At 51.1% G+C, this 26,325-nt stretch carries 18 protein-coding genes; 13 read left to right on the plus strand and 5 right to left on the minus strand.

Annotated elements, in window-relative coordinates; all coding sequences use genetic code 11:
• Positions 1–45 precede the first annotated feature (45 nt).
• Entirely contained in the window at positions 46–1,665 is a 1,620-nt protein-coding gene (nhaB, locus tag SYK_RS05890; protein ID WP_281762664.1) for a sodium/proton antiporter NhaB, read from the plus strand.
• A 273-nt stretch (positions 1,666–1,938) separates the two neighbouring features.
• On the opposite strand, the gene SYK_RS05895 is transcribed toward nhaB, so the two are convergent.
• Positions 1,939–2,316, minus strand: coding sequence for a hypothetical protein (locus tag SYK_RS05895; protein ID WP_281762665.1), 378 nt, complete (start codon positions 2,314–2,316; stop codon positions 1,939–1,941).
• Between the two features lie 106 nt (positions 2,317–2,422).
• Positions 2,423–2,725, minus strand: a complete 303-nt coding sequence (locus tag SYK_RS05900; RefSeq protein WP_281762666.1) for a Dabb family protein — start codon at positions 2,723–2,725, stop codon at positions 2,423–2,425.
• Positions 2,726–3,001: 276 nt separating this feature from the next.
• On the opposite strand from SYK_RS05900, the gene SYK_RS05905 reads away from it, so the two are divergent.
• The 11 genes from SYK_RS05905 to ldhH all read left to right on the plus strand — a co-directional run bounded on the left by SYK_RS05905 (position 3,002) and on the right by ldhH (position 22,448).
• Positions 3,002–5,644 carry a hybrid sensor histidine kinase/response regulator gene (locus tag SYK_RS05905; RefSeq protein WP_281762667.1) on the plus strand — a complete coding sequence of 881 codons (2,643 nt, stop codon included), beginning with the start codon at positions 3,002–3,004 and terminating at the stop codon, positions 5,642–5,644.
• A 3-nt stretch (positions 5,645–5,647) separates the two neighbouring features.
• A complete protein-coding gene (locus SYK_RS05910; RefSeq protein ID WP_281762668.1) occupies positions 5,648–7,090 on the plus strand; it encodes a sigma-54-dependent transcriptional regulator in 1,443 nt (480 codons plus the stop codon).
• A 9-nt stretch (positions 7,091–7,099) separates the two neighbouring features.
• Positions 7,100–7,657 carry a DNA-3-methyladenine glycosylase I gene (locus tag SYK_RS05915; protein ID WP_281762669.1) on the plus strand — a complete coding sequence of 186 codons (558 nt, stop codon included), beginning with the start codon at positions 7,100–7,102 and terminating at the stop codon, positions 7,655–7,657.
• A 362-nt stretch (positions 7,658–8,019) separates the two neighbouring features.
• Positions 8,020–11,610 carry a pyruvate:ferredoxin (flavodoxin) oxidoreductase gene (gene nifJ, locus SYK_RS05920; protein WP_281762670.1) on the plus strand — a complete coding sequence of 1,197 codons (3,591 nt, stop codon included), beginning with the start codon at positions 8,020–8,022 and terminating at the stop codon, positions 11,608–11,610.
• Between the two features lie 112 nt (positions 11,611–11,722).
• A complete protein-coding gene (locus tag SYK_RS05925) occupies positions 11,723–13,432 on the plus strand; it encodes an L-lactate permease (protein WP_281762671.1) in 1,710 nt (569 codons plus the stop codon).
• A gap of 140 nt (positions 13,433–13,572) precedes the next feature.
• Positions 13,573–14,961, plus strand: a complete 1,389-nt coding sequence (locus SYK_RS05930) for an FAD-binding oxidoreductase (RefSeq protein ID WP_281762672.1) — start codon at positions 13,573–13,575, stop codon at positions 14,959–14,961.
• 9 nt (positions 14,962–14,970) lie between these two features.
• Positions 14,971–16,251 carry a (Fe-S)-binding protein gene (locus tag SYK_RS05935; RefSeq protein ID WP_281762673.1) on the plus strand — a complete coding sequence of 427 codons (1,281 nt, stop codon included), beginning with the start codon at positions 14,971–14,973 and terminating at the stop codon, positions 16,249–16,251.
• 31 nt (positions 16,252–16,282) lie between these two features.
• Entirely contained in the window at positions 16,283–18,397 is a 2,115-nt protein-coding gene (gene pta, locus SYK_RS05940) for a phosphate acetyltransferase (protein WP_281762674.1), read from the plus strand.
• Positions 18,398–19,600 (plus strand): acetate kinase, encoded by a 1,203-nt coding sequence (locus SYK_RS05945; protein WP_281762675.1) that lies wholly within the window; start codon positions 18,398–18,400, stop codon positions 19,598–19,600.
• A 62-nt stretch (positions 19,601–19,662) separates the two neighbouring features.
• A complete protein-coding gene (locus SYK_RS05950; RefSeq protein WP_281762676.1) occupies positions 19,663–20,292 on the plus strand; it encodes a LutC/YkgG family protein in 630 nt (209 codons plus the stop codon).
• The gene (gene ldhH, locus SYK_RS05955) at positions 20,292–22,448 is read left to right on the plus strand and encodes an L-lactate dehydrogenase (quinone) large subunit LdhH (RefSeq protein ID WP_281762677.1); all 2,157 of its coding nucleotides are present in this window, start codon (positions 20,292–20,294) and stop codon (positions 22,446–22,448) included. Before SYK_RS05950 ends, ldhH begins: the two co-directional genes overlap by 1 nt.
• Positions 22,449–22,654: 206 nt before the next feature.
• Here ldhH and SYK_RS05960 read toward each other — a convergent pair whose 3' ends face one another.
• The gene (locus SYK_RS05960) at positions 22,655–22,927 is read right to left on the minus strand and encodes an HU family DNA-binding protein (protein ID WP_163810402.1); all 273 of its coding nucleotides are present in this window, start codon (positions 22,925–22,927) and stop codon (positions 22,655–22,657) included.
• A 161-nt stretch (positions 22,928–23,088) separates the two neighbouring features.
• Positions 23,089–23,847 (minus strand): septal ring lytic transglycosylase RlpA family protein, encoded by a 759-nt coding sequence (locus SYK_RS05965; RefSeq protein ID WP_281762678.1) that lies wholly within the window; start codon positions 23,845–23,847, stop codon positions 23,089–23,091.
• A gap of 256 nt (positions 23,848–24,103) precedes the next feature.
• Here SYK_RS05965 and SYK_RS05970 point away from each other — a divergent pair, with 256 nt between their 5' ends.
• Positions 24,104–24,823 (plus strand): substrate-binding periplasmic protein, encoded by a 720-nt coding sequence (locus SYK_RS05970; protein ID WP_281762679.1) that lies wholly within the window; start codon positions 24,104–24,106, stop codon positions 24,821–24,823.
• Between the two features lie 3 nt (positions 24,824–24,826).
• Here SYK_RS05970 and aspA read toward each other — a convergent pair whose 3' ends face one another.
• Entirely contained in the window at positions 24,827–26,239 is a 1,413-nt protein-coding gene (gene aspA / locus SYK_RS05975; protein WP_281762680.1) for an aspartate ammonia-lyase, read from the minus strand.
• Between the last annotated feature and the right edge of the window lie 86 nt (positions 26,240–26,325).

Genomic DNA, 26,325 nt, shown 5'->3' on the forward strand with positions numbered 1-26,325 from the left:
TGGAAATCGCCACGGTATTCACATTGATTTGAGGAGAAAGTAACAATGTCCCAATCCCTGACCCAGGCCTTTGGCAGAAACTTTCTCGGCAACGCGCCGAGCTGGTACAAGTTAGCCATTCTGGCTTTTCTTGTCATCAACCCGATTCTTGTCTACACCGTCGGTCCGTTTATAGCGGGCTGGGTGTTGATCGCCGAATTCATCTTCACCTTGGCAATGGCTTTGAAATGCTATCCGTTGCCTCCGGGTGGTCTGCTGGCCATTCAGGCAGTTTTTCTTGGCCTGACCAAACCAGAAACGGTCTACCATGAAGCACTAAACAACTTTGAAGTCATCCTGCTCCTGATCTTCATGGTCGCAGGCATCTACTTCATGAAAGACTTCCTGCAATTCACCTTCACCCGCATCCTGACCAAAGTACGCTCAAAAATCGTCATCTCCCTGCTGTTCTGTTTTGCAGGCGCATTCCTGTCCGCTTTCCTCGATGCTTTGACCGTTACCGCTGTCATCATCGCCGTGGCCTACGGGTTCTATAATGTCTATCATCGATACGCCTCCGGCAAAACAATGAGCTGCTCCCATGACCTCTGTTCCGATGAGGCCGTCAAAGAAGCTGCCCGCCAGGAACTTCTGGACTTTCGAGCCTTTCTGCGCAACCTGATGATGCACGGTGCAGTTGGTACTGCTCTCGGTGGCGTCTGCACTATCGTTGGTGAGCCACAGAACCTGCTCATCGGTTCCGAAATGGGCTGGCACTTCATTCCTTTCTTCCTCAAAGTTGCTCCTGTCTCCATGCCCGTGCTCGCCACTGGCCTGTTGACCTGTGTGCTCGTGGAAAAGTTCCATATCTTCGGATACGGTGCACAAATGCCGGGCAATATCCGCTCACATTTGCTTGAAACCGCCATTCAAATGGAAGAAAAACGCGGCATGCGCGGCAAAGCCAAATTGATCGTTCAGGCCCTGATCGGTGTCTGGTTAATCGTTTCTTTGGCCATGCATCTGGCCGCTGTCGGTATCATCGGCCTGTCTGTCATCGTTCTGTTGACCTGTTTCAACGGTTTCACTGATGAACACCAGCTTGGACCAGCATTCGAAGAGGCTCTGCCTTTCACCGCCCTGCTCGTGGTTTTCTTCTCCATTGTCGGTGTCATCCACGACCAACATCTGTTCGCTCCGGTCATGGACATCGTTCTGTCCATGAAGGGACAAACACAGCTCGCAGCCTACTATGTGGCTAACGGTGTCCTGTCCATGATCTCGGACAATGTGTTTGTGGCGACTGTGTACATCTCGGAAACCAAGATGCACTTCACCAACCTGCTCGGCACCTTCCCCGGTGTGGAAGATAGCGTCGCTCTCATGGAAAGGCTGACCGACGGTCATCTGGACCGCGCACAGACCATTTTGTCTCTGCCCGCAGCCATCCAGGGTCAGGTTACCGACATGATGAACCACTTCGACAAGCTGGCAGTCGCCATTAATACGGGTACCAACATCCCGTCCGTGGCAACTCCCAACGGTCAGGCCGCCTTCCTATTCCTGCTGACATCGGCTCTTGCCCCGGTCATCAGGCTCTCATACGGCCGCATGGTTGTACTGGCTCTGCCTTACACCATCACAATGTCGATAATGGGTCTCATCGCCACCTACTACTTCATGTAATTCAAACGCACGAAAAATAAAAAGGGTCTGCACTGTGTGCGGACCCTTTTTTTCTGTCATATATTAATTTCGAAAAGAGATCTCGACACCCTAAAATTAAAAAGATGGCTCAATATAAGAACTCTACATCGCATCAAAATAAACAAAATGCACCATGCTCGACATGATACGCTTTATTGACTGGTTTAAAACACAACCAATCCTGCGGTCCTCAGCTCTACTGAGGCCATATATATCGCGACGAATAAATCGCTTATATGTCAAACGTGTCCGCTAGGCGTCATTCACCTTGGGAGAATCTGTCAAATGCTCCTTGCACAGCCAGATAAGAGACTGATGCTTGGTATCAAAATGGGGATGAACACCGTGGTTCGTTCCGCAAACAGCGCACGTATGTTCGGCTTCCCATTCGCACTGCGGATAGCAGTCCATATTGTTGAGCATCTGATTGAACCGGCTGATAATTGGAAACATGGGATGATCCGCATGTCTCCGCCGGTCCTTACTGTTCAGTTTCCCGTTGTCGTTCACCTTGACCGTAATCATGCGGGAACGATTAATGAGACCTTCCTTTTTGTTCATGACAATCTTGGTCGGCTCTTCCCATCGACAAATAATCCGTTTTCGGTCCTGATCAAAACGCATAGACATGGCATCCTCCTTGGCGCGGCTTTTCGTTCCTTCTCTGCCGCGTTCGTTTGGATTCACACCGCCGTGCATCACCCTCTCTGAAACCGATTCGATCCAATCCAATTTCCTAAACGACATAATCCAAAGCCTTACGGCCTGCTGCAACCTTCTTCACGAAAGCAACGCATGCCTGATGCTCAGGATGGCCCTGATAATGATTCAAAGCATCCACGTCGTCATGTTCCGAACACAAAACAATGTGGCATTCCGGCTCAGCAGCAACTATGTCATTACTGACTTCAATATGCTGCAACCCTTCAATTCGCCCGTTGAGCAATTCCAGCATCTCTTTCATTTTTGCCCCGTTCTCCTGGGCAGATGCTCCCTCGGCTTCCTCTTTCAACGTCCACATTACTATATGTCTAATCATTATTTTTTTCCTTTATTCTTTCCTCAATAATTACAAAATCATAGCCGAAATACTAAAAAAAGGACATTTGTATACTTAATTCACAATAAGCATTTTCGGACTATTTGTCACCCTGCCACGCCAAATACAGAGAGAAAGAGTGGTACCTACAACCAAATACAAACCACTCTGGGAAAAAGGACAAAACTTGACATTATCAACCAAAGGCCCATCCTTTGCATATGTTTCGAGTAGTTTGAAAACACTTTGCATGAAGGGTGCCACCGCCGAGGATATATGAACAAATTGAAATGGACTTTACTCATTCTCGCCATATTCTGGCTGCTGCCGGGGTTGGCCGCTGCGGAAAAGCCAAAGAAAAGTATTCTGTACCTCAATTCCTACCACCACGGATACAGATGGTCTGACTCAATTCTTGAAGGCGTCCGTTCAGTGCTGGATAAAAGCCAATACAAAATCGACCTCCAAATTGAATATATGGATGCCAAGCGGTATAATTATGAAGACGTTACCGCCTTATTTCTTCGGCTCTATAAAGAAAAATTTGCGAACAAACAGTTTGACGCAGTCATGGTTTCCGACAATGACGCTTTCACGTTTGCCAGCCAATATAGGGGCGAACTTTTCCCCGGAGTTCCAATCATTTTCAGCGGCGTTAATGACTTTAAAGCCAATGATTTGAAACAGGATAATATTACCGGAATTGTTGAATTATTCGACATGGCCAAGACTCTGGAAGTAGCATTAAAGCTTCATCCGGAAAAGAAACGTATGGTCGTAGTCGGCGATTCATCTACGGCAGGAACAACCATCAAACATCAAATCGAAGCAGTTGTTCCGCAGTTCAAAGACAGGCTGGTCGTTGATTACTGGATTGATATGTCCATGCGAACTGTTCTGGATCGCGTAAGCACCCTTCCAAAAGACACATTTCTGTTCGCCATTCCATCGTATCAAGTCATCAATGGTCGCTTTTCGACAGCTCAAGAAGTTGTCGAATCCATTTACGAATATTCCAGCGTACCCATTTATACATGCTGGGAGTTCCTGCTTGGTCACGGTACTGTCGGCGGACGCATGATTTCAGGCTATCTCCATGGTCAAACAGCCGCCAAAGTAACACTCAAAGTGCTCAGTGGCATTCCAGCAGATTCTATCAAGGTTGCCAGAACTCCCATGGGTGAATATCTCTTTGATTACAACGTCATGAAACGACTCAAAATTCAAGAGAACCAACTTCCTGAAGGCAGCCGAATTATTAATGCACCCAAAGCATTTTACGAACTGCCAAAAGAACTTTTCTGGACCATCATGATCAGTTTTGCCTTGCTTCTCCTCATTCTCATATTCCTAATTATGGGCATGCTCGAACGCCGTAAGGTCGAACGCAAAGTCAAAGACCAGCTTGCCTTCCAACAAACCCTGATGGACACCGTTCCACAACTTGTTTCTTTGAAAGACGTAAAAGGCCGTTATCTTGGGACAAACCGAGCATTTGCTGAATTTTTCGGTATGGAAAGCAGTCATAGCGCAAACCGCAAAACTTCCCGAGACGTCATGCGGGACCCTGATTACATTGACTGGGCCGTGGGGGCAGACAAGGCTGTCATCCACAACCAGCATGCTTTCAGAAAAGTCAGACGGAAACTTTTGGATGCCAACGGTGATCCCGCATGGATTGAAGTCAACAAAGTCCCAATCAACGATCGTTCCGGCCAAATTGTCGGCGTGCTCAGTACCGCAGAAAATATCACTAAAGAGCGCAACCTGGAAAAACAACTTCTGCAATCCCAAAAGATGGAAGCTATCGGCACTCTTGCCGGTGGTATCGCTCATGATTTCAACAATATACTCACATCCATCATCAACTCCACAGAATTAGCTGTAGGGGATATCGACCCTGATACGGTCACAGGTAAAGACTTGAAACGAGTGCTCAAAGCAGCTCGAAGGGGTGGACGTGTCGTGAAGCAAATTCTTGCTTTCAGCCGACCGTCAACGGAAGGATTCCGGTCCACTGACGTGGGGGCGGTTATAACAGAAGTGCTTGGACTCATGGAATCTTCCATGCCAAGAAACATCGAAGTCCGATCAACCATAGCCTCTTCACTGGCCCATGTGCATGCCGACCCCACCCAAATTCATCAGGTGGCGATGAACCTTTGTACCAATTCATTTCACGCTTTACGTGAAACCGGCGGCAGAATAGATGTCCGTCTGGATCAAGCAGATTTGGCAGAAGATGATGCTGACATGCTTGGATTAATCCCCGGAGAGTATGTCCGTTTGGTTATTGAAGACAATGGGCCGGGTATCCCGCCAGACATACTGGATAAAATTTTTGACCCATTTTTCTCCACCAAGGACAAAACTGAAGGAACCGGACTAGGACTGGCGGTTGTACATGGTATTGTTCGAAGCCATAAAGGCGGACTTCAAGTCACCCCACGCCGAGGCGGTGGCACTGCCTTTTTTATCTACTTGCCAAAATGCGAAGAAAACCAAGCTCTTAAAGGACCAGCTGCCAACACAAGTTCTTCGGTCGGCGCCCATATTCTTTTTGTTGAAGACGACCATGACCAACTGCATACTACTCCACGCCTGCTGGAAACAATGGGATGCAGGGTCGTTGCTCTGGATAACGCTGAAGCCGCTGCTGCCATGGTCTCCAACGGTCCGAACTCTTTTGATCTGGTCATCACGGATTACGACATGCCGGATGTCAGCGGCACACAATTGGCCGCACAACTCGCTGACATTGAACCAAATCTGCCCATTATTCTCGTTTCCGGCCGTGAAGATGCGGCAACTGCAGCTGCCCACTTGCCGAATATCCAACGGGTGGTTATCAAACCGTACGACAAAAAAGATTTGTCCCAAGCCATCAATAGCGTATTGACAATGACCGAGGGAGAGTAACAAGTGGCCCGGATTCTGATTATCGATGATGACTTCGAAATCTGTGAGACCATGGAAAGCCTGATAACCAGGCTCTCGCATGAATGTGCTTCGGCGCACACCATGGATGAAGGCATGCGTCTGGCAAGTAAAAGCGAATTCGACGTGATATTCCTTGATGTCAGTTTGCCCGACGGCAACGGGCTGAACATATTGCCTGACATTATGGCCCTGCCCAATCCGCCCGAAGTCATCATCTTGACCGGCAAGGGCGATCCTGATGGAGCCGAACTGGCTATCAAAGGCGGAGCATGGGATTATCTACTCAAACCGTCCAGCATCCGTGAAATATCCCTCACCCTTGGTCGCGCTCTGAAATATCATGAGAAAAAAGGCGGAGCCAACAGTATTGGTTCTCTGGATCTGACCGGTGTTGTTGGCGAAAGCCCAAGCATTAAAGCGAGCTTCAACCTTTTATCACAAGCGGCCCGATCTGATTCCAATGCCCTTATTACCGGACAAACCGGCACGGGCAAGGAGTTGTTCGCAGCGACAATCCATGAAAATTCAAAACGAAAATCCGGGAATTTTGTCGTTGTAGACTGCGCAGGACTGACGGAATCCCTATTAGAATCAACACTATACGGGCATCGAAAAGGCGCTTTCACCGGGGCGCAAAAAGATCGTATAGGCTTAATCAAACTGGCTGACAATGGCACGCTTTTCCTTGATGAAGTGGGAGAAATGCCACTTTCCATGCAAAAAGCTTTTCTCAGAGTCCTTCAGGAACGAACTTTCCGCCCTGTGGGCGATACACGGGAACAAACCAGTAATTTCAGACTGGTGGCTGCAACAAATCGCAATCTTGATGACATGGTCGACAAAGGCGAATTTCGCTCAGATCTGCTCTACAGACTCAAAACCATGCACATTCATCTGCCACCACTCATGAACCGCCCTGAAGACATCCGCGCCCTCAGCATTTTCCGTGTTCAACAACTCTGCAAGCAGTACGGTATGGAGTCAAAAACGCTCGGATCTGATTTTCACCCGGCTTTGGCAAGCTACAATTGGCCGGGTAACGTACGGGAATTATTCAATACACTAGAACGAGCCGTAGTCGCGTCCGGTGATGAAAAAACGCTCTACGCCATGCATCTGCCTCGTGAACTCCGCATCAAGATGGCCAAGGCACAAATCGAACGCATGACCGGAACTGAAGTCGTATCCGACAAAACAGACACCACAGTAGCCGAGCCAGTCCGAAAAATCGGACAAGACATATTTGAAGATATTTTCGATCAGGAATTGCCCACTCTCAGAGACTTCAAAGGCATGGCAGAAAAGATTTATCTAGGCGAACTCATTCGACAATGTGACGGAGACCTTGCAAAAATACTTATCACATCCAAACTGTCTCGATCTCATTTCTACAGCCTGCTTAAAAAGTACGGCCTTTCACTCTAGGAAATATCCATGGCTAAATTCAACTCATATTGTGAAGCATGTTGGACTTTCGACAAAACTGATGTGGACAAAATATATCACGACACTCAATACGGTTTTCCCATTGAGGATGACAACGAACTGTTCGGAAGGCTTATCCTGGAGATCAATCAAGCCGGACTGAGTTGGCGTACCATTCTCAATAAACAGGAAAATTTTCTAAAAGCGTATGACCAGTACGATATCGAAACTATCGCCAATTATGAAGATGAAGACAGATCGCGTCTGCTCAGCGATGCCGGAATCATTCGCAACCGTTTGAAAATCGGTGCTGCCATTCACAACGCAAAAGCTATTCTTATTTTAAAAAAGGAATATGGCTCCTTCAAAGGCTGGCTGGACACACATCACCCACTCAGTAAAGAAGAATGGGTCAAATTATTCAAAAAGCATTTCAAATTCGTTGGTGGAGAAATTGTCAATGAATTCTTGATGAGTAGCGGTTATCTACACGGTGCACACATTGAATCTTGCCCCACGTATCAAAAAATACTCAATAAAAATCCTGCCTGGGCCACAATAAAATAACTGAGCCCCCTTTCTCGCATCCTCCCCCTGAGAATTATTGATTAAAGGACAAGTCTGAAAATTCAGACTTGTCCTTTTTTTCATGCAGTCCACATTATCATGTCCAACCCCCGCAATTCCTGTATTTTCAAGTAAACAACTCCGCTTTTTCCTGTTCACCTGTCCTATTTTTCGGACTGATATCAAAAAGCTTCTCATATTCAAAAACAACGGAAAATTCTTAACATGTTGTTTTTATGTGATAAAAGGCGGTTCTGCCTAATTGGCACGGATGTTGAGTAAGGAGTTACTTCAAGACATCGCGTCCGCCATGAGCGGAACAACAAAATCAAAAAGTTCTGTATCAAGAGGAGAAAAACTCTATGTCCAAGATGAAAACAATGGATGGCAACACCGCCGCCGCCTGGGTGGCCTACGCAATGAGTGAGACCGCCGCCATTTATCCCATCACTCCTTCGTCCACCATGGGTGAAATCGCCGACGAATGGGCCGCGCAAGGTCGCAAGAATATTTTCGGACAGACTGTGGAAGTCCGTCAGCTTCAGTCCGAAGCCGGTGCCGCAGGCGCTGTTCACGGCTCCCTGGCCGGTGGCGCACTGACCACCACGTTCACAGCCTCGCAGGGCCTCCTGCTCATGATCCCTAATATGTATAAGATCGCTGGCGAACTTCTCCCCAGCGTTTTCCATGTTTCTGCACGCGCTCTCGCTGCGCATGCCCTCTCAATCTTTGGCGACCACCAGGATGTCATGGCTTGTCGCCAGACTGGTTTCGCCATGCTTGCTGCAGCGAGCGTGCAGGAAGTCATGGACCTTTCATTGGTATCCCATCTGGCCACCATTGAATCGTCCGTGCCCTTCCTGTCCTTCTTCGACGGTTTCCGCACTTCCCATGAAATTCAGAAAATCGAAGTCATTGACTACGACGATATGAAACCGCTGCTGAACATGGACAAGGTCGCCGAATTCCGCGCCCGCTCCATGAACCCGGAACACCCAGACGTTCGCGGCACCGCCCAGAACCCGGACATCTACTTCCAGGGTCGTGAGGCATCCAACAACTACTATGATGTCATCCCCGAGATCGTAGAAGAATACATGAACAAAGTCTCCGCCCTGACCGGTCGCGACTACAAGCCCTTTGATTACGTCGGTGCTCCTGATGCAGAACGTGTCGTCATCGCCATGGGCTCTTCCTGTGAAACTATCGAAGAAGTGGTCAACCATCTGGTTGCCGAGGGCGAAAAAGTTGGCCTGATCAAAGTCCGCTTGTACCGTCCCTTCTCCGCCAAACACTTCCTGACCGTGTTGCCCGAGACTGCCAAAGTCGTGTCCGTTCTGGACCGTACCAAAGAACCCGGCGCACTGGGCGACCCCCTTTACCAGGACATCTGTACTGTCTTCCTGGAAAAAGGCGAAGGTCCTGTGGTTACTGCTGGTCGTTACGGCCTCGGTTCCAAGGAGTTCACTCCTGCCATGGTCAAAGCTATTTTCGACAACCTGACTGAGTCCACCCCCAAAGCCCACTTTATCGTGGGCATTAAAGACGACGTCACCCTTGCCTCCCTTGTCACGACCGAGGCCCTGGACACCACCCCGAAAGGCACTGTGCAGTGCAAATTCTGGGGCCTCGGTTCTGACGGAACCGTCGGAGCCAACAAGCAGGCAATCAAAATCATCGGTGACAATACCGATATGTACGCACAGGGATACTTCGCCTATGACTCCAAAAAGTCTGGCGGCATCACCATTTCCCATCTGCGTTTCGGTAACGCGCCCATCCAGTCCACCTATCTGGTGACCGCAGCCGATTACATCGCCTGTCACAATCCGAGCTATGTCCACCTTTATGATGTATTGGACGGAATCAAGGACGGCGGCACCTTCGTGCTGAACTGTGCTTGGACCGCCGAAGACATGGACAAGGAACTGCCCGCAGAAATGCGCCGCACCATTGCTCAGAAAAACTTAAAATTCTACACGGTCGACGCAGTCAAGATCGCTGGTGAAGTCGGCCTCGGCGGACGCATCAACATGATCATGCAGACCGCCTTCTTCAAGCTCGCCGACGTCATCGACTTCGCCGAAGCCGTGAAGCTGCTCAAGGACGGTATCAAAACCGCCTACGGCAAAAAAGGCGACAAGATCGTCAACATGAACAACGCAGCCGTGGACAACGCTATCGACGCCATCGTCGAGATACCGGTTCCCACAGCGTGGGCTGACCTGTCTGACGACGCCGCAATCGAAGTCAACGAACCCGATTACGTGAAAAACGTCATGCGTCCGGTTCTGGCCCAGAAAGGTGACGACCTGCCGGTTTCCGCCTTCTCCGTTGACGGAACCATGCCGCTGTCCACCGCCAAATACGAAAAACGTGGCGTTGCCATCAACGTCCCCGAATGGATCGCTGACAACTGCATTCAGTGTAACCAATGTGCATTCGTTTGCCCGCACTCCGCTTTGCGCCCGGTCATTGCCGATGATGCTGAAATGACGAACGCTCCGGCGGGCTTCGGCACCATCGATGCCAAGGGCAAAGACGTGAAAGGCATGCAGTACCGCTTGCAGGTCGCTGCTCAGGACTGCCTGGGTTGCGGCAACTGCGCCGACATCTGCCCTGCCAAGGATAAGGCGCTGGTCATGAAGCCCATCGCCACCCAGCTTGACGAGCAGGTCCCCAACTGGGACTTCGCCGAGACCTTGTCCTTCAAGGAAGCCTTCAAACGCGACTCCGTCAAGGGCAGCCAGTTCCGTCAGTCCCTCATGGAATTCTCCGGTGCATGTGCTGGTTGCGGCGAAACCCCGTACGTCAAGGTGCTAACCCAGCTCTTCGGCGAACGCATGATCATCGCCAACGCCACGGGTTGCTCCTCCATCTGGGGTGCATCCGCGCCGTCCACACCATACTGCACCAATGCTGAAGGCCACGGCCCGGCATGGGGCAACTCCCTGTTCGAAGACGCAGCTGAATTCGGTTTCGGCATCGAAATGGGTGTCAATAACCGCCGCGAAACACTGATCGCCAAATGCGAAGCCGCTGTTGAGACCACTTCCGGCGATGCCAAAACCGCCATCGAAGCATGGCTCGCAGCCAAAGACGACGCAACCGCTTCCACTGAAGCAGGCGACGTCCTCAAGGCCGCTCTGAAAGACTCTACTGACGAGACCCTGAAGTCCATCGCCGCAGACGCCGACCTGTTCACCAAGAAATCCGTCTGGATCTTCGGTGGTGACGGTTGGGCCTACGACATCGGCTTCGGCGGCGTTGACCACGTCATAGCTTCCGGCAAGGACGTCAACATCCTTGTCATGGATACTGAAGTTTACTCCAACACCGGCGGACAGTCCTCCAAGGCAACCCCGCTCGGATCCATCGCCAAGTTTGCCGCTGCCGGTAAAGGCACTGGCAAAAAAGACCTCGGTCGCATGGCAATGACTTACGGCTACGTTTACGTCGCTTCGGTCGCCATGGGAGCTGACAAACAGCAGATGATGAAGGCATTCCGTGAGGCCGAAGCCTACAACGGACCGTCCCTAATCATCTGTTACGCCCCCTGCATCAACCAGGGCATCAAGAAGGGCATGGGCAAAACCCAGCTCGAACAAAAGTTGGCCGTAGATTCCGGTTACTGGCCGCTCTATCGCTACAACCCCGAACTGGTTTCCGAAAACAAGAATCCGTTCATACTGGAGTCCAAGGCTCCCGACGGTTCCTTGCAGGAATTCATGTCCGGCGAAAACCGCTACGCCATGCTGGAACGCTTCCACCCGGAACTGTCAAAGGCATTCCGTGCACAAATCGAGAAAGACTATGCCGACCGCTACACAATCCTGACTCACCTGGCCGACGCTGACTTCAGCAAGGTTGAGGAAGAAGACGGAACAACGTGTGACGCCGGTATTTCTGCTGAAAGCCCGGGTTCTGGGGAACCCTGTGATGACGGCAGATAGACAATAGATGTTTACGCGGGGCGGAGTTGTTGCGGAGGCTTAGCCTAATCCGCCCCGCGTATTTGTTTCAACACGGTGAGGGACCCCTCTCACGCTTTAGGAGGAATTCATAATGTCATTGGAAGTGCTTGCATTAATCGCACTGCTGCCTATTCTGGTTGCACTCGTTCTCATGGTCGGCCTGCGTTGGCCTGCCACCAAAGCCATGCCTCTGGCATGGCTCACCGCAGCCGCCGGGGCTGTCATTGTCTGGGGTCTCCCCATGAAATACGTTGCCGCACTAACTCTTCAGGGGTTTGTGACGGCAATCGGCATCCTAATTATCGTCTTCGGTGCCATTTTGATCTTACGGACGCTTCAGCAGTCGGGCGGCATGGAAACCATTCAGTACGGGATGCAGAACATCTCGCCTGACCGCCGTATCCAGGCCATTATCATTGGTTACATGTTCGCAGCCTTCCTTGAAGGTGCAGCCGGCTTCGGTACCCCCGCAGCTCTGGCCGCTCCGCTGTTGCTCTCCTTGGGCTTCCCGCCTCTGGCCGCAGCAATTGTCTGTTTAGTTTTCAACTCCTTCCCTGTCACCTTTGGTGCAGTCGGTACTCCTGTCATCCTTGGCCTGAAATATCTTGCTCCCGGCGTTGCCGATGCAGTGGCCACCGGAGCCCCAGGCGTCAACTTTGCCAACCAGGGCGACTTCATCGCACTCGTCGGCCAATGGGCGACCCTCATGCACCTCGGCATGATCTTCATCCTGCCTGTCTTTATGCTCGGTTTCGTGACCCGTTATTTCGGTCCCGAACGGAGCTGGAAGCCCGGTTTGGCCGCATGGAAATTCTGCATGTTCGCAGCCGTTGCCTTCACCGTGCCTTACCTGTTCTTCGCATGGAACGTCGGTCCTGAATTCCCGTCCCTGATCGGTGGCCTTGTTGGTCTCGGTATCATCATTGCTGGTGCCAAAGCCGGTTTCTGTGTCCCCAAAACAACCTGGGACTTCGGTCCTTCTGACAAGTGGGACCCGGAATGGACCGGTTCCGTTTCCGGTGGTTCCACCGAGTTCAAGCCACACATGAGCCAGTTCAAGGCATGGTTGCCTTACATCCTCATCGGCGCAATCCTCGTTGTCACCCGTATTCCTGAGCTTGGCCTTAAGGGCTTCCTTGCCGCACAGGCTATCAAATTCAGCGCCATTCTCGGCTATGAAAGTGTCAACGCTTCCATCAAATACCTCTACCTGCCCGGTTCCATCCCGTTCGTTTTGGTCGCCCTACTGACCGTCATGATTCACGGTATGCCCGGCACCAAAGTTAAGGCCGCATGGTCTCAGGCCATTGTCACCATGAAGAACCCCACCATCGCTCTGTTCGCAGCGGTCGCACTGGTGTCCATCTTCCGCGGTTCCGGTATCACTGATGCCGCTTTGAACCCCAACAACTACCCCTCCATGCCTTTGGCAATGGCAGAAGCAGTTGCAAACATCACCGGCAACGCATGGCCAATGTTCGCCTCTTACGTCGGCGGTCTGGGAGCCTTCATTACCGGCTCCAACACTGTCTCTGACCTTCTGTTCGCTGAATTCCAGTGGGGCGTTGCAACCCAGCTTGATCTGCCTCGCCAGATCATCGTAGCCGCTCAGGCTGTCGGTGGCGGTATGGGCAACATGATCTGCATCCATAACATCGTCGCAGTCTGCGCGGTTGTTGGTCTGTCCGGCATGGAAGGTCAGATCCTGAAGCGGACCGTATGGCCCTTCCTGCTGTACGGTCTGGTCGTCGGAATCGTCGCCTCTTTGATGAGCTTCGTATTCCTGCCGAATCTGTTCTAAGTTATGCTATAAAAAGGGGGGCGGGATTAATGCCCGCCTCCCGTTTCACAACACGACTTACTGTTACTGTGAGAACAAATAACAATACGCTATAAGCTCGACATTCAACCCGAGCATACAAATATTTTCAGGAGTCACTCATGACCAAAGATGCCATTGTCAAAGAGTTCGAAGCCATAGCCGGTGCCGACAAAGTTATGACCAGCGAGACTGACCGTCACGCCTATTCCTACGATGCAGCCGTGCTTGACTCCGTCATGCCCGCACTCGTTGTCCGCCCCGAAGACAGCGAAACACTCGGAGCTGTCACCAAACTATGTAACGATAACGGCCTGCCCCTGACCGTTCGCGGTGCCGGTACAAATCTTTCAGGTGGAACCATCCCCCATCCCGGTGGTGTCGTGGTTCTGACCAACGGCCTGAACCGCATTCTCGAAATCAATGAAGAAGACATGTATGCTGTGGTTGAACCCGGTGTCGTCACTGCCCAATTTGCAGCCGAAGTCGCCAAACGTGGCCTTTTCTACCCTCCGGATCCGGGTAGCCAAGCAGTCTCCACCCTCGGTGGTAACGTTGCCGAAAACGCAGGCGGTCTGCGCGGCCTCAAATACGGCGTAACCAAAGACTATGTCATGGGTGTGGACTTCTGGGACGTCAACGGCGAAATGATCAAATCAGGTTCCCGCACCGTCAAATGCGTCACCGGTTACAACTTGGCTGGCCTGATGATCGCTTCCGAAGGTACTCTGGGCGTATTCGACAAAATCATTCTCAAACTCATTCCACCTGTCGCCGCCGCCAGATCCATGATGGCGATTTTCCCCTCCATGAAAGCCGCTTCCGAAACAGTCGCCGCAATCATCGCCAACAAAATCGTCCCTGCCACCCTTGAGATGATGGACAACTTCACCATCCGAGCAGTTGAAAACTTCCGAGGCGCAGGACTGCCGGTCGATGCTGCAGCCCTGTTGCTCATTGAAGTGGACGGCCACCCCGCACAGGTGGAAGACGAAGCCGCCATGGTTGAAAAAATTTGCAAAGCCAACGGTGCAACTGAACTCAAGGTCGCCAAAGACGCTGCCGAACGTGATGCTGTCTGGCAGGCCCGTCGCGATGCTCTGCCCGCATTGGCCAAGCTCAAGCCCACCTGTGTGTTGGAAGACGCCACCGTGCCACGTTCCAAAATTCCGGCCATGATCGAAGCACTTGAAGACATCTCCAAAAAGCTCGACCTGACCATCGGTACTTTCGGTCACGCCGGAGACGGCAATCTGCATCCCACCATTCTGACCGACAAACGCGACAAGAAGGAATGGGAACGTGTGGAAAAGGGCATCGACATGATCTTCGACAAAGCGCTCGCCATGGGCGGCACACTGTCCGGCGAACATGGCATCGGCCTGGCTAAAGCCAAATATCTGGAGCAGGAAACATCTCGAGGCACACTGGAATACGCCCGTCGCATGAAGTCTGTTCTCGACCCCAAGGGTATCCTCAACCCCGGCAAGATTGTCGGTCCCAGGTCCTAGGGGGCAGTCATGGCTGATATCAATAAACTCGCACAAATGTTCAAGGAGCTGGACGACCAGCTGGTCGGCTGCATGAAATGCGGCATGTGCCAGGCTGTTTGCCCGGTCTTCGCCCAAAGTGGTCGTGAAACTGACGTCACCCGCGGCAAGCTCGCCCTGTTGGAGGGGCTTGCCAACGAGATGTTCAAAGACCCGGAAGGCGTCAACGAAAAGCTCAACCGCTGCCTGCTCTGCGGTACCTGTCAGGCTAACTGCCCGTCCGGCGTATCCGTCATGGATATTTTCCTGAAGGCACGCGCCATCATGACCGGCTACTTCGGACTATCCACAACGAAAAAAGCCATATTCCGTGGCATGCTTAAAAACCCCAAGCTGTTCAACACACTGACCGGCATGGGAGCAAAGTTCCAGGGACTGTTCACCAAAAAGGTGGACGACATGCTTGGCTCAAGCTGTGCGCGGTTCAATGCACCGATTATCGGCGACCGCCACTTCAACACTCTGGCCTCCAAGCCTCTGCACAAAATCGTGCCGGAATTAGATACACCTGCCGGAAAATCAGGCATCAAGGTAGCCTTCTATGTAGGCTGCGTTATTGACAAGATCTTCCCCCATGTGGGCGAAGCCATCCTCAAGGTACTCGACCACCACGGCGTGGGGGTATTCATGCCCTCGGGGCAGGCATGCTGTGGCATCCCGGCATTGTCCAGCGGTGACACCGATACCTTTGATACTCTGGTCGGCATCAACATGGAACGACTCCAGTCAGGTGAATTCGATTACCTCGTCACTGGTTGCGCCACATGTACCGCCACCATCAAAGAATTATGGCCTCGTATGTACAGTGGCAGTTCTGCCCTGAAATACGACCTTGAACAGTTGGAAAAGAAGACTCTGGACATCAGCCAATTCCTGGTGAATATTCTCGGGGTAGAACCCAAGGAAATCAAAGGAGGCCGAGGCGTTACCTACCACGACCCCTGCCACCTAAAAAACTCCCTCGGCGTCACCGCGCAGCCCAGAAAAATCATTCAGGCTGCGGGATGCGACTTCAAGGAAATGGCGGAAGCCGGTACCTGCTGCGGTTGCGGCGGAAGCTTCAATATAGCTCATTACGACGTGTCCAAAAAGATCGGCAGCCGCAAAGCGGACAACATCATGGCAGCTGGCGTACAAACCGCCGCAACCAGTTGTCCTGCGTGCATGCTCCAGATCACTGACATGCTCTCCCAGAAGAACGCGAAGATGGACGTAAAACACGTCATCGAACTCTACGCCGAAAGCCTTTAATAACAAACGGATAGGTAACAAGGAACCAACCATGTCCAAAAACCTGTATGTGAGCGCGACGGAAGAAAGAAGTGGCAAATCAGCCGTAGTTCTGGGCGTCATGCAAATGCTCCTCAGAGAACTGCACAACGTCGCCATCTTCCGCCCCATCATCAATGACCCGGGTGAGGGAAACAAAGACCACGACATCGCTTTGATGATCGATCACTTCAAGATGTCCATCCCTTATCGCGACACCTACGCGTATACTCTCAAACAAGCGCGTGAGCTGATCAACTCAGGTCAGCACGCGCTTGTTCTTGAGAATATTCTGAACAAATATAAATCACTAGAAGAAGAGTACGACTTCGTTCTCTGCGAAGGTACCGACTTCAAGGGCAAAGACCCGGCCTTCGAATTCGACCTCAACGCCGACATCGCGGCCAACATTGGCTCGCCCATGCTCGTGATCACTTCCGGCCGAGACAAGAACCCGGACGAAGTGGCCAACATCACTCAGTCCACTCTGGATACCTTGTCCGAAAAAGGTGTGGATTTCATCGCCTGCGTGGTTAACCGCGCTCCCGAAGGCATGACCGATGAGATGTGTGGCACCATTGAATGTGACCGAAACGGTGAGCACATGCCGCTATACGTCATCCCTGAGAATGAAGCCCTTGGCAAACCAAGCATCGGTGACGTCAAACGGTGGCTCGACGCTGACATCCTTTACGGCCACAGCGGCATGCAGACTCTGGTAGATAATTACGTGATCGCGGCCATGCAGATCGGCAACTTTTTGCAATACATCAAACCAGGCAGCTTGATCATCACACCGGGAGATAGGTCGGATATCATTCTGTCCAGCCTCGCATCCCGACTCTCCAGTTCCTATCCTGACATAGCAGGTATCGTGCTGACTGGAGGCCTGGATGTCTCTGCCAACGTTCACAAACTCATCGAAGGTTGGACAGGAGTTCCTGTCCCAGTCCTCTCGGTCAAGGGACACACCTACCAGAACGTTCAGGAACTCAACCGGTTGTATGGCCGCATTGAGGCTAACGACCACCAACGCATTGCCACTGCACTTGGCGGCTTTACCCAGCATGTAAACGTGCAAGAACTTCGTGACCGTCTGGTCGAAAAACGGTCTACGCGAGTCACGCCCAAAATGTTCGAATACTCCCTGTTCGACAAAGCTTCTCGCAACAAGCAACGCATTGTCCTGCCTGAAGGAACTGGCGAACGCATCCTGCGCGCCGCCGACATCCTGCTCAGGCGCGGTGTGGCTGAAATCATTCTGCTTGGTCGTGAAGATGAAATTCGCGATAAGGCTTCCAAGTTCGGTGTGGACATCTCCGGCGCTACCATTATCAACCCCGCAGAATCCGAACTGCTCGACTCCTTTGCCGAAGAATACCTCGAACTGCGCAAGCACAAAGGCGTCATCGCCGAAGTTGCCTGGGACCGCATGTCCGACCCGACCTATTTTGGCACTATGATGGTCCATAAAGGGTTCGCCGACGGCATGGTGGCTGGTTCCGTCACAACGACAGCCCAAACTATCCGTCCTGCCTTTGAATTCGTGAAGACCAAACCGGGCAGCTCCATTGTCTCCTCGGTCTTCCTCATGTGCCTCAAGGACCGCGTACTGGTATACGGCGACTGTGCTGTAAATCCCAACCCCGATGCCCGCCAGTTGGCGGAAATCGCTATCAGTGCCGCTGAAACCGCCAAGATCTTCGGTGTCACACCGAGAGTCGCCATGCTGAGTTACTCTACTGGTTCCTCCGGCAAAGGCGAAGACGTTGAAAAAGTCACTGAGGCCACACGCATTGCCAAGACCCTTATCGAAGGACGCGGACTGGACTTCCCCATTGAGGGACCACTTCAGTACGATGCCGCCGTGGACCCGGAAGTCGCCAAGGTCAAACTGCCGGAATCCGATGTCGCCGGACGGGCCACAGTCTTTGTCTTCCCCGACCTGAACACCGGCAACAATACATACAAGGCAGTGCAGCGTGCCGCCAACGCCGTTGCAATCGGCCCAATTCTTCAAGGACTCAATAAGCCGGTCAACGACCTGTCTCGCGGTTGTACCGTGCCGGACGTCGTAAACACCGTTGCAATTACCGCCATCCAGGCTCAAGCCGAAAAAGGTGAATAAATGAAAGTACTCGTCATCAATTCAGGCAGCTCATCCATCAAATATCAGTTGCTCGACATGAACAACGAATCCGTTCTCTGCACGGGTCTCGTGGAGCGCATCGGAGAAGAAGTGGGTCGCCTAACACACAGGATAGCACCCGACACCGAGGATGCTAAAAAAATCAAACTGGAACAGCCGATCTCTGATCATGAAGTTGGTATGACGCTCGCCATTGATCTCATTTGTGGCGAAAATGGTGTCGTCAAAGACAAAAGCGAAATCGCAGCCATCGGGCACAGGATCGTGCATGGCGGCGAAAAACTGCATGAACCGACTTTGGTAGATGATGCAGTTGTGGAAGAACTGGAAAAGATTATTCCGCTGGCTCCACTCCACAACCCCGGTCATCTGGCCGGTATCCGCGTGGCTCGACACCTCTTCGCCGACGTTCCACAGGTGGTTGTCATGGACACCGCATATCACCAGACATTGCCGCCCAAAGCATATATGTACGCACTCCCTTATGAATTGTATGATGAGATGCGTATCCGTCGCTATGGCTTCCACGGCACTTCCCACGGTTTTATTGCCAAGGAAGCAGCCCGGATAATCGGCAAGTCTTTCGAAGAATTCAACTGCATCACAGTACACCTTGGTAACGGTTGTTCAATGACCGCCACCAAGGAAGGTAAAGCAATCGACACATCCATGGGCATCACCCCGCTGGAAGGTCTTGTCATGGGCACACGTTCCGGCGATGTGGACCCGGCCCTGCACGCCTTGCTGGCACGAACCCGCAATATGACATCCGAAGATGTTGATCGAATGCTCAATAAAGAATCCGGCCTCAAGGGATTGTGCGGCATGAACGACATGCGCGACATCCACGCGGCCATTGAAATGGGCGATGAAAAGGCCAAACTCGCTCTGGATGTCCAAACCTACAGAAACCGTAAATACATCGGCAGTTACATGGCTGTTCTGGGCCATGTCGACGCCATAATTTTCACCGCCGGGATTGGTGAAAACGACTATATCGTGCGCCGCGAATCATTGAAAGGCCTTGAGTGCTTCGGTGTAAAGATCGATCAGATGAACAATGCACAGCGAGCTGCAGAACCATTAAAAATCAGTACAGAAGACAGTTCTATCGAAGTCTGGGTTATCCCGACCAACGAAGAACTCGCCATTGCACGCGAAACAAAGAATTTTGTGAATTAATCAGTAACGACCTGTTGCGGGAGCCATTGGCCCTTGGTCGAATCAATCTGGAGGTGGATACCATGTCATCCAAGGATACATTGTATCAAACGTTTGTGGAAAAAGCGGAACTCGTTTCCGCGTTCGTGACGAATATCGACAGCGAAGAAGCTGCCGTCGATTACGTCATCAACCTGTGTGATAAAAAAGAAGCATGTCAGCTTCTAGCCAGCGGTTGCGAAGCCGATCTTTCTGAAAAAGCTGAAACTTTGTGTGATGCGAAGCAAACCAAAGTCATCGCCGCCCCGGGCCTGAAAAGCGATTTGTACGAAACGCTGGCCGCCAAATCCAAGAAATCCGGTTTCGACTGTATTGATTCCGGTATGCGCAAGCATCTTGCTGGCATCGACATCGGTTTTACCATTGCCGAATACGGCATTGCCGACACCGGCACCATGATGGTCGACTGCCCGAGTGAAGAACTCCGTCTTGCCACCATGGTCAGCGAATACCACGTCTGTGTCGTTCCGAAATCCAAGATTCGTGCGAATACCTACGGCGTAGAAAAAATGATGCTCACCCGGATGAAAAAAACACCGAACTATCTTGCCTTCATCACTGGTGCCAGCCGCACCGCAGACATCGAACGCGTGCTTGCCCTTGGCGTGCACGGTCCCCTTGAACTCCATATCCTTATTCTGGAGGACCAATAATGCAGAAAGCTGACAACCTGAAAGAATACCGTAAGGAATTACAAGAGTCTCTGGACAATGAATTCCTGCGCACGACTCTTGATAATTTTGCCGTGGCCTACAAAGCCGGACGAGCCAACGCCTTCAAAGGCATGGATGTACGCAGCCTGATCGACGACATCGCCTGTTCCAAAGACGCAGCCGGTGAAAATTTCGAAGCTCTCTACAAAGAATTCAAAGAAAATGCAGAGGCCGCTGGCATCCACGTTCACTTTGCCAAAACCGGCGACGAGGCCAACCAGATCATCGCCCAAATCGCCAAAGACTCCGACTGTAAAAAGATAGTTAAATCAAAATCCATGACAGCAGAGGAAACTCTGCTCAACCATGATCTGGAAGACGCTGGCCTTGAGGTCACTGAAACAGACCTTGGTGAATGGATCATTCAGTTGCGCCATGAAGGCCCGTCTCACATGGTTATGCCTGCCATTCACCTGTCCCGCTATCAGGTTGGCGATCTCTTCACCGAAGTCACCGGCTCGAAGCAGGATGCTGAGATCGAAAAGTTGGTCAAAGTAGCCCGCCGAGAACTCAGACAAAAATACGTCGAAGCAGACATGGGCATCACCGGCGCCAACTTCGCCGTGGCCGAAACCGGCGGTATTGGTCTGGTTACCAACGAGGGTAACGCCCGCCTAGTGTCCACCCTGCCCCGCGTGCACGTCGCGCTCATGGGTATCGACAAACTTCTGCCGAACCTTCACGATGCCCTACGCATCCTGAAAGCGCTGCCACGCAATGCCACCGGTCAGCAGATCACATCGTACGTCACCTGGATCACCGGCGCCAACGAATGTCTTTCCGCTGAAGACGGTAAAAAAGAAATCCACTACGTCATATTGGACAATGGCCGCTCCGAATTACTCAAGGACTCCTTGTTCTCACAGGTTAACCGTTGTGTCCGCTGTGGTGCCTGTGCCAACGTCTGTCCGGTTTACCGACTGGTTGGTGGTCACAAGATGGGCCACATCTATATCGGTGCCATTGGCCTAATCCTGACATACTTCTTCCACGGCAAAGACAAGGCCAAAAACCTCGTCCAGAACTGCATTAACTGTGAAGCATGCAAGGACGTCTGTGCTGGCGGCATTGATCTGCCCCGACTCATCAAAGAAATCCATGCCCGTATTCAAGATGAAGACGGTCATCCGCTTCCGAGCGTCCTGCTGAGCAAAGTTCTCAGAAACCGCAAGTTGTTCCATACTCTGCTTCGCACTGCCAAATGGGGCCAAAAGCCCGTGGCTGAAAAAGACGGATTTATCCGCCATCTGCCCATGATCTTCTCCAAGGAACACAGCTTCCGTGCTCTGCCGACTATTGCTGAAAAACCATTCCGCGACTGGTGGAAAGACAACCGCCCGGAAGTAAAGAAACCCAAACTCAGGGTTGCACTGTTCTCCGGTTGCGTGCAGGACTTCGTTTATCCTGAACAAATGCAGGCTGCTGTTGAACTCTTTGCCGCCAACAACGTGAGCATGGAATACCCCATGGAACAGTCCTGTTGCGGTCTGCCAGTTCAGATGATGGGTGAAATGGAAGCATCCCGCGATGTCGCCAAGCAGAACCTTCGCGCTTTCGAGCCTGATGCCTATGACTATATCATTACCTTGTGTGCCTCCTGTGCGGCCCACCTCAAACATAACTACCCTAAACTGGTAATGGACAGACCCGCTCTCAAATATAGAGCAGACGCCTTTGCCGACAAGATTATCGACTACTCCTCTTTTGTGAACGACGTTCTCAAGGTAAAGAAAGTCGATTTCAATGAAAGCAAGGAAAAGGCCACATACCACGCGCCATGCCACCTCTGCCGAGGTCTTGAAGTGCATGACGCACCGCGTCAGCTCATCGAAAAGGGCGGTATGGAATACGTGGAATGCGCCGAAGAAGAAGTCTGCTGCGGATTTGGCGGCACTTTCTCCATGAAGTTCCCGGAACTCTCTGCCGAACTGCTGAACAAAAAACTCACCAATGTTGAAGAAACCGGTGCCACCACGCTCCTCACAGATTGCCCCGGTTGCATCATGCAGTTACGCGGTGGACTAAAGACCCGCGGCTCAAAAATCAAAGTCAGGCACGTGTCCGAAGTTCTGGCAGACAACAGCAAGAAGAAATAACCGTAAACTAAGATTACATGAGGCTCTCAGAAGGTAAGGACCGCAATCCATAGAAGCTCACTACCCCGCTTCCTCCCAATGATATGGCCTCTATGTAGGTTCCCCGACTACCCACAGTCGGGGAACCATTTTTTTGACAAAATCAGAACACAAAAAAGCCCCTCCGGTCAGACCGGAGGGGCTTTTACATACCTCTTTAATCGCAGCTACTTGACGGCGTCCTTGAGGACCTTACCGGGCTTGAACTGGGCGACCTTGGTGGCAGGAATCTTGATTTCTGCGCCAGTGCGGGGATTGCGGCCAGTGCGTGCTTTTCTTTCGCTGACACTGAAGGTACCGAAGCCGGTCAGGGTCAACTTGTTGCCAGCGGCCAGCTCGTCCTGGATGATGTCGAGAATGGCGTTCATGGAAGCTTCGGCCTGTGCTTTGGAAGTACCGTTCTTTTCAGCAATCTTTGCTACGAGTTCAGCTTTGGTCATAAAAAACTCCTACAAGTGGTTTATTTGATGTCTTAAACAAGTGACACGTTGTTCATTTCGACGGTTTATACACGCTCGAAATGGTTATGGGAAGTCAAAAAGCACCGTATAGCGTAACTTTTTCCATAAAATAGACTATCCGAAACGTCTTTCTCTGTGGGTTAGCTGATAATATAGCTGGTAGGAAAGTCGTCTTTCAATTTCTCCAACACCTGCTCAGCCTTATCCCGATTGGAAAAAGTCCCTGCCTGCACGACATGCAGCACACGGCCATTCCGCGTAATCGTTCTAATTTGAGCATTACCAAAACCGCTGGCCACAAGATCCCGATGCACTCTTTCTGCATTCCCTCTATTTGCAAAAGCCCCCACCCTTACATGGTACTGCTTTGCAGACGAGGCAGCAATCCGAGTCGTTGCCCCGGGTACCGTTCCTACAGCCGTAATCCGAACTTTAGCAACCCCCCGGTCCACAGTACCGAGTTTCTTGGCTGCACCATAGGAAAGATCAAGAATACGTCCATGCACAAATGGCCCTCGGTCATTAATAACAAGAACGACACTTCGATTATTCTCGAGATTCGTCACACGAACCTGTGTTCCCAATGGCAAAATCTTGTGGGCCGCAGTCACCCCATACATATTGTATATATATCCGTTGGCCGTCTTCTTTCCATGAAAATCCTTGCCATACCAGGAAGCCATCCCAACTTCGTCATACCCATGGGCGGTCTTGAGCGGATAGTATGTCTTCCCCATGACAGTATAAGGATTAGTCTTGGGATCATACCTTGGCGACACAGCGCCGTCCTTTCCCGAAGACGGCGTGGAATACACATGCTTCGGATAAGGATTCAGCGAGCCACAACCGGCCATTGCGAGCATGGCCAGAAGCACGAAAAAAGCTATAAGGTGACGCATAATCCCTCCGTGCAGCCCCCAACTGGAGCCAGGATCATTTCTCGACTTTGTCTAGAAATCGTAATCGAAGCCATGAAAAAAGGCAAATGTATGCACATATATCCAATTGAATTACATAAATTCAATTAGTTGTGGACGACAAAGTTCATAATGCCTTATATAGACATCAACAAAAATCGTTTATTCTCCACGCTGGGCGGTCATGTTCAAAAAAGCACCATTTGTCATACTACTTCTTTTTTTTCTTACAATTACGTTGCCAAACGCTGGAATTGGAGCCTCAAAAGAACCTCTAAACGAGCTAATTCTTACCATCACCCGTGCTGGTTGGCCCCCCTTCATGATCCCTGCCGACAGATATGGTGAGGCCCGAGGAATCATGATCGACACCTTACGAGAAGCCGCACAATGTGCAGGTTGTACGATAAAAATCGTCCATTACCCGGAAAAACGCAGCCTCATGAATCTTCGTGAAGGCATCGTGGATGTCTATCCCAAAGCTCAGGAATGGGTTGCCGAACCAAATCAATTCGACTGGACAGCCCCGGTCGTCATCTCGGAAGACACACTTATTTTCAGGAATGGAGATCAGACTCGAGTCACGCAATCACTGACAGGCATGAGCATTGGTGTAGTTCACGGTTTTTCCTATCCAGCACTCAAAAAGCTATTCGCTTGCGGTAGTCTCCAAAGACACGATGCTCACAATACAAAAAATCTTCTGCTCATGCTTTCGCGAGGCCACGTGGATGCCATTCTCACCAACCGCCATGTGGCAAAATGGATCATCCGCAAATCTCCGAACCTTCGTGAGGCTGAATTTTACTTTGCGAAGAAACCGCTTGAAAACGCTCCTTTCCGCTTCGCTTTCACACGGAAGAGCGACCACTCCAAATTCATCGCCGCTTTCAACAAAGAAATCGAAACCATGCGCAAGGATGGCCGTTTTCAAGCCATCCTTGACCGTTACAAATAGGATTTACGACCGTTTGATATACCGTGGCTTGACCATGTTCTCCGGCTTCAGGATATCATCAATTTCCTCCTGACTCAGATAGCCTTTCTCCAACACGATCTCATAAACAGATCTTCCAGTCTTCATGGCTTCTTTAGCTATCTCGGCAGATTTTTCATATCCAATAAACGGATTAAGGGCTGTAACCAGACCAATGGAATTCTCCACGAGTTCGAGGCACCGTTCACGATTAGCCGTAATACCGGATACGCACTTGTCTGCCAAAGTCCGGCTGGCGCGTTGCAACATGTTCATGGACTGAAACAAAGAATACCCAATAACCGGTTCCATAACATTCAATTCAAGCTGACCGGCTTCGGAAGCCATTGAAATTGTAACATCATTACCGACAACAGCAAAAGCTACCTGATTGACAACTTCAGGAATCACCGGATTTACCTTGCCCGGCATGATGGACGATCCCGGCTGCATTGGTGGCAGGTTGATTTCGTTAAAACCGCACCGTGGTCCACTGGAAAGCAAGCGTAAATCGTTACAAATTTTTGACAATTTGACTGCCACGCGTTTAAGAACGCCGGAAAGCTGGACATACGCTCCGGTATCCTGAGTGGCCTCGACAAGATCAGGCGAGGAAACAAGCTGTAACGTTGTTGATTCGACAAGCTTTTCCGTCACTGTCCGAGTATAATCAGGATGAGCATTAAGCCCTGTGCCAATGGCCGTGGCTCCCATATTAATCTCATGCACAAGATGCTGGGCCTCATCCAGCCGTTGCACATCTTCACCAACCATGACAGCCCAAGCGGAAAATTCCTGTCCAAGCGTCATGGGTACTGCGTCCTGTAACTGGGTCCGCCCCATCTTAATCACATCCGAAAACTCTTTGCCCTTAGCTGCAAAAGCCTTCTTCAAATGACGCATGGCGTCCATCAACTCACGGACTTCCAGGATCAGAGCAATATTCAAAGCTGATGGATATACGTCGTTCGTGGACTGAGACATATTCACATCGTTCAAAGGGTGCAAATGGTCATAATCCCCCTTTTCATATCCCATAAGCTCCAAGGCTCGATTGCAGATAATCTCATTGGCGTTCATGTTGGCTGAGGTACCGGCTCCGCCCTGCATGACATCCACCACAAACTGTTCGTGCAACTTCCCAGATAGGATCTCCTCGCAAGCGCGGGAGATGGCCCGACTCTTCTGCTCATCCAGTAACCCAAGAGAAGCATTGGCATCCGAAGCCGCTAATTTAACATAGGCTAAAGCGTTGATAAGCCTCGGATAATGAGACATGGCAATTCCGGAAATATGAAAATTATCAAGAGCTCGCTGGGTCTGCACACCATAATATGCATCCTTCGAAACTTCTATCTCGCCCAGGCTGTCGTGTTCGATTCTGTATTCTTTGCTCATGGTTCGCTCCATGGTCAGGGTGTTACGGCAACCCCGAACCTATATGATTATTCCGGAGATTTGAATGCCATTTCGGCAACAGAGGC

The organism is Pseudodesulfovibrio nedwellii (assembly GCF_027923765.1).
GTDB classification, from domain to species: Bacteria; Desulfobacterota; Desulfovibrionia; order Desulfovibrionales; family Desulfovibrionaceae; genus Pseudodesulfovibrio; species Pseudodesulfovibrio nedwellii.

Coding starts and splice junctions, on each gene's coding strand:
- nhaB (WP_281762664.1), top strand. CDS start 46: ATGTCCCAATCCCTGACCCAGGCCTTTGGCAGAAACTTTCTCGGCAAC.
- SYK_RS05895 (WP_281762665.1), bottom strand. CDS start 2,316: ATGTCTATGCGTTTTGATCAGGACCGAAAACGGATTATTTGTCGATGG.
- SYK_RS05900 (WP_281762666.1), bottom strand. CDS start 2,725: ATGATTAGACATATAGTAATGTGGACGTTGAAAGAGGAAGCCGAGGGA.
- SYK_RS05905 (WP_281762667.1), top strand. CDS start 3,002: ATGAACAAATTGAAATGGACTTTACTCATTCTCGCCATATTCTGGCTG.
- SYK_RS05915 (WP_281762669.1), top strand. CDS start 7,100: ATGGCTAAATTCAACTCATATTGTGAAGCATGTTGGACTTTCGACAAA.
- nifJ (WP_281762670.1), top strand. CDS start 8,020: ATGTCCAAGATGAAAACAATGGATGGCAACACCGCCGCCGCCTGGGTG.
- SYK_RS05925 (WP_281762671.1), top strand. CDS start 11,723: ATGTCATTGGAAGTGCTTGCATTAATCGCACTGCTGCCTATTCTGGTT.
- SYK_RS05930 (WP_281762672.1), top strand. CDS start 13,573: ATGACCAAAGATGCCATTGTCAAAGAGTTCGAAGCCATAGCCGGTGCC.
- SYK_RS05935 (WP_281762673.1), top strand. CDS start 14,971: ATGGCTGATATCAATAAACTCGCACAAATGTTCAAGGAGCTGGACGAC.
- pta (WP_281762674.1), top strand. CDS start 16,283: ATGTCCAAAAACCTGTATGTGAGCGCGACGGAAGAAAGAAGTGGCAAA.
- SYK_RS05945 (WP_281762675.1), top strand. CDS start 18,398: ATGAAAGTACTCGTCATCAATTCAGGCAGCTCATCCATCAAATATCAG.
- SYK_RS05950 (WP_281762676.1), top strand. CDS start 19,663: ATGTCATCCAAGGATACATTGTATCAAACGTTTGTGGAAAAAGCGGAA.
- ldhH (WP_281762677.1), top strand. CDS start 20,292: ATGCAGAAAGCTGACAACCTGAAAGAATACCGTAAGGAATTACAAGAG.
- SYK_RS05960 (WP_163810402.1), bottom strand. CDS start 22,927: ATGACCAAAGCTGAACTCGTAGCAAAGATTGCTGAAAAGAACGGTACT.
- SYK_RS05965 (WP_281762678.1), bottom strand. CDS start 23,847: ATGCGTCACCTTATAGCTTTTTTCGTGCTTCTGGCCATGCTCGCAATG.
- aspA (WP_281762680.1), bottom strand. CDS start 26,239: ATGAGCAAAGAATACAGAATCGAACACGACAGCCTGGGCGAGATAGAA.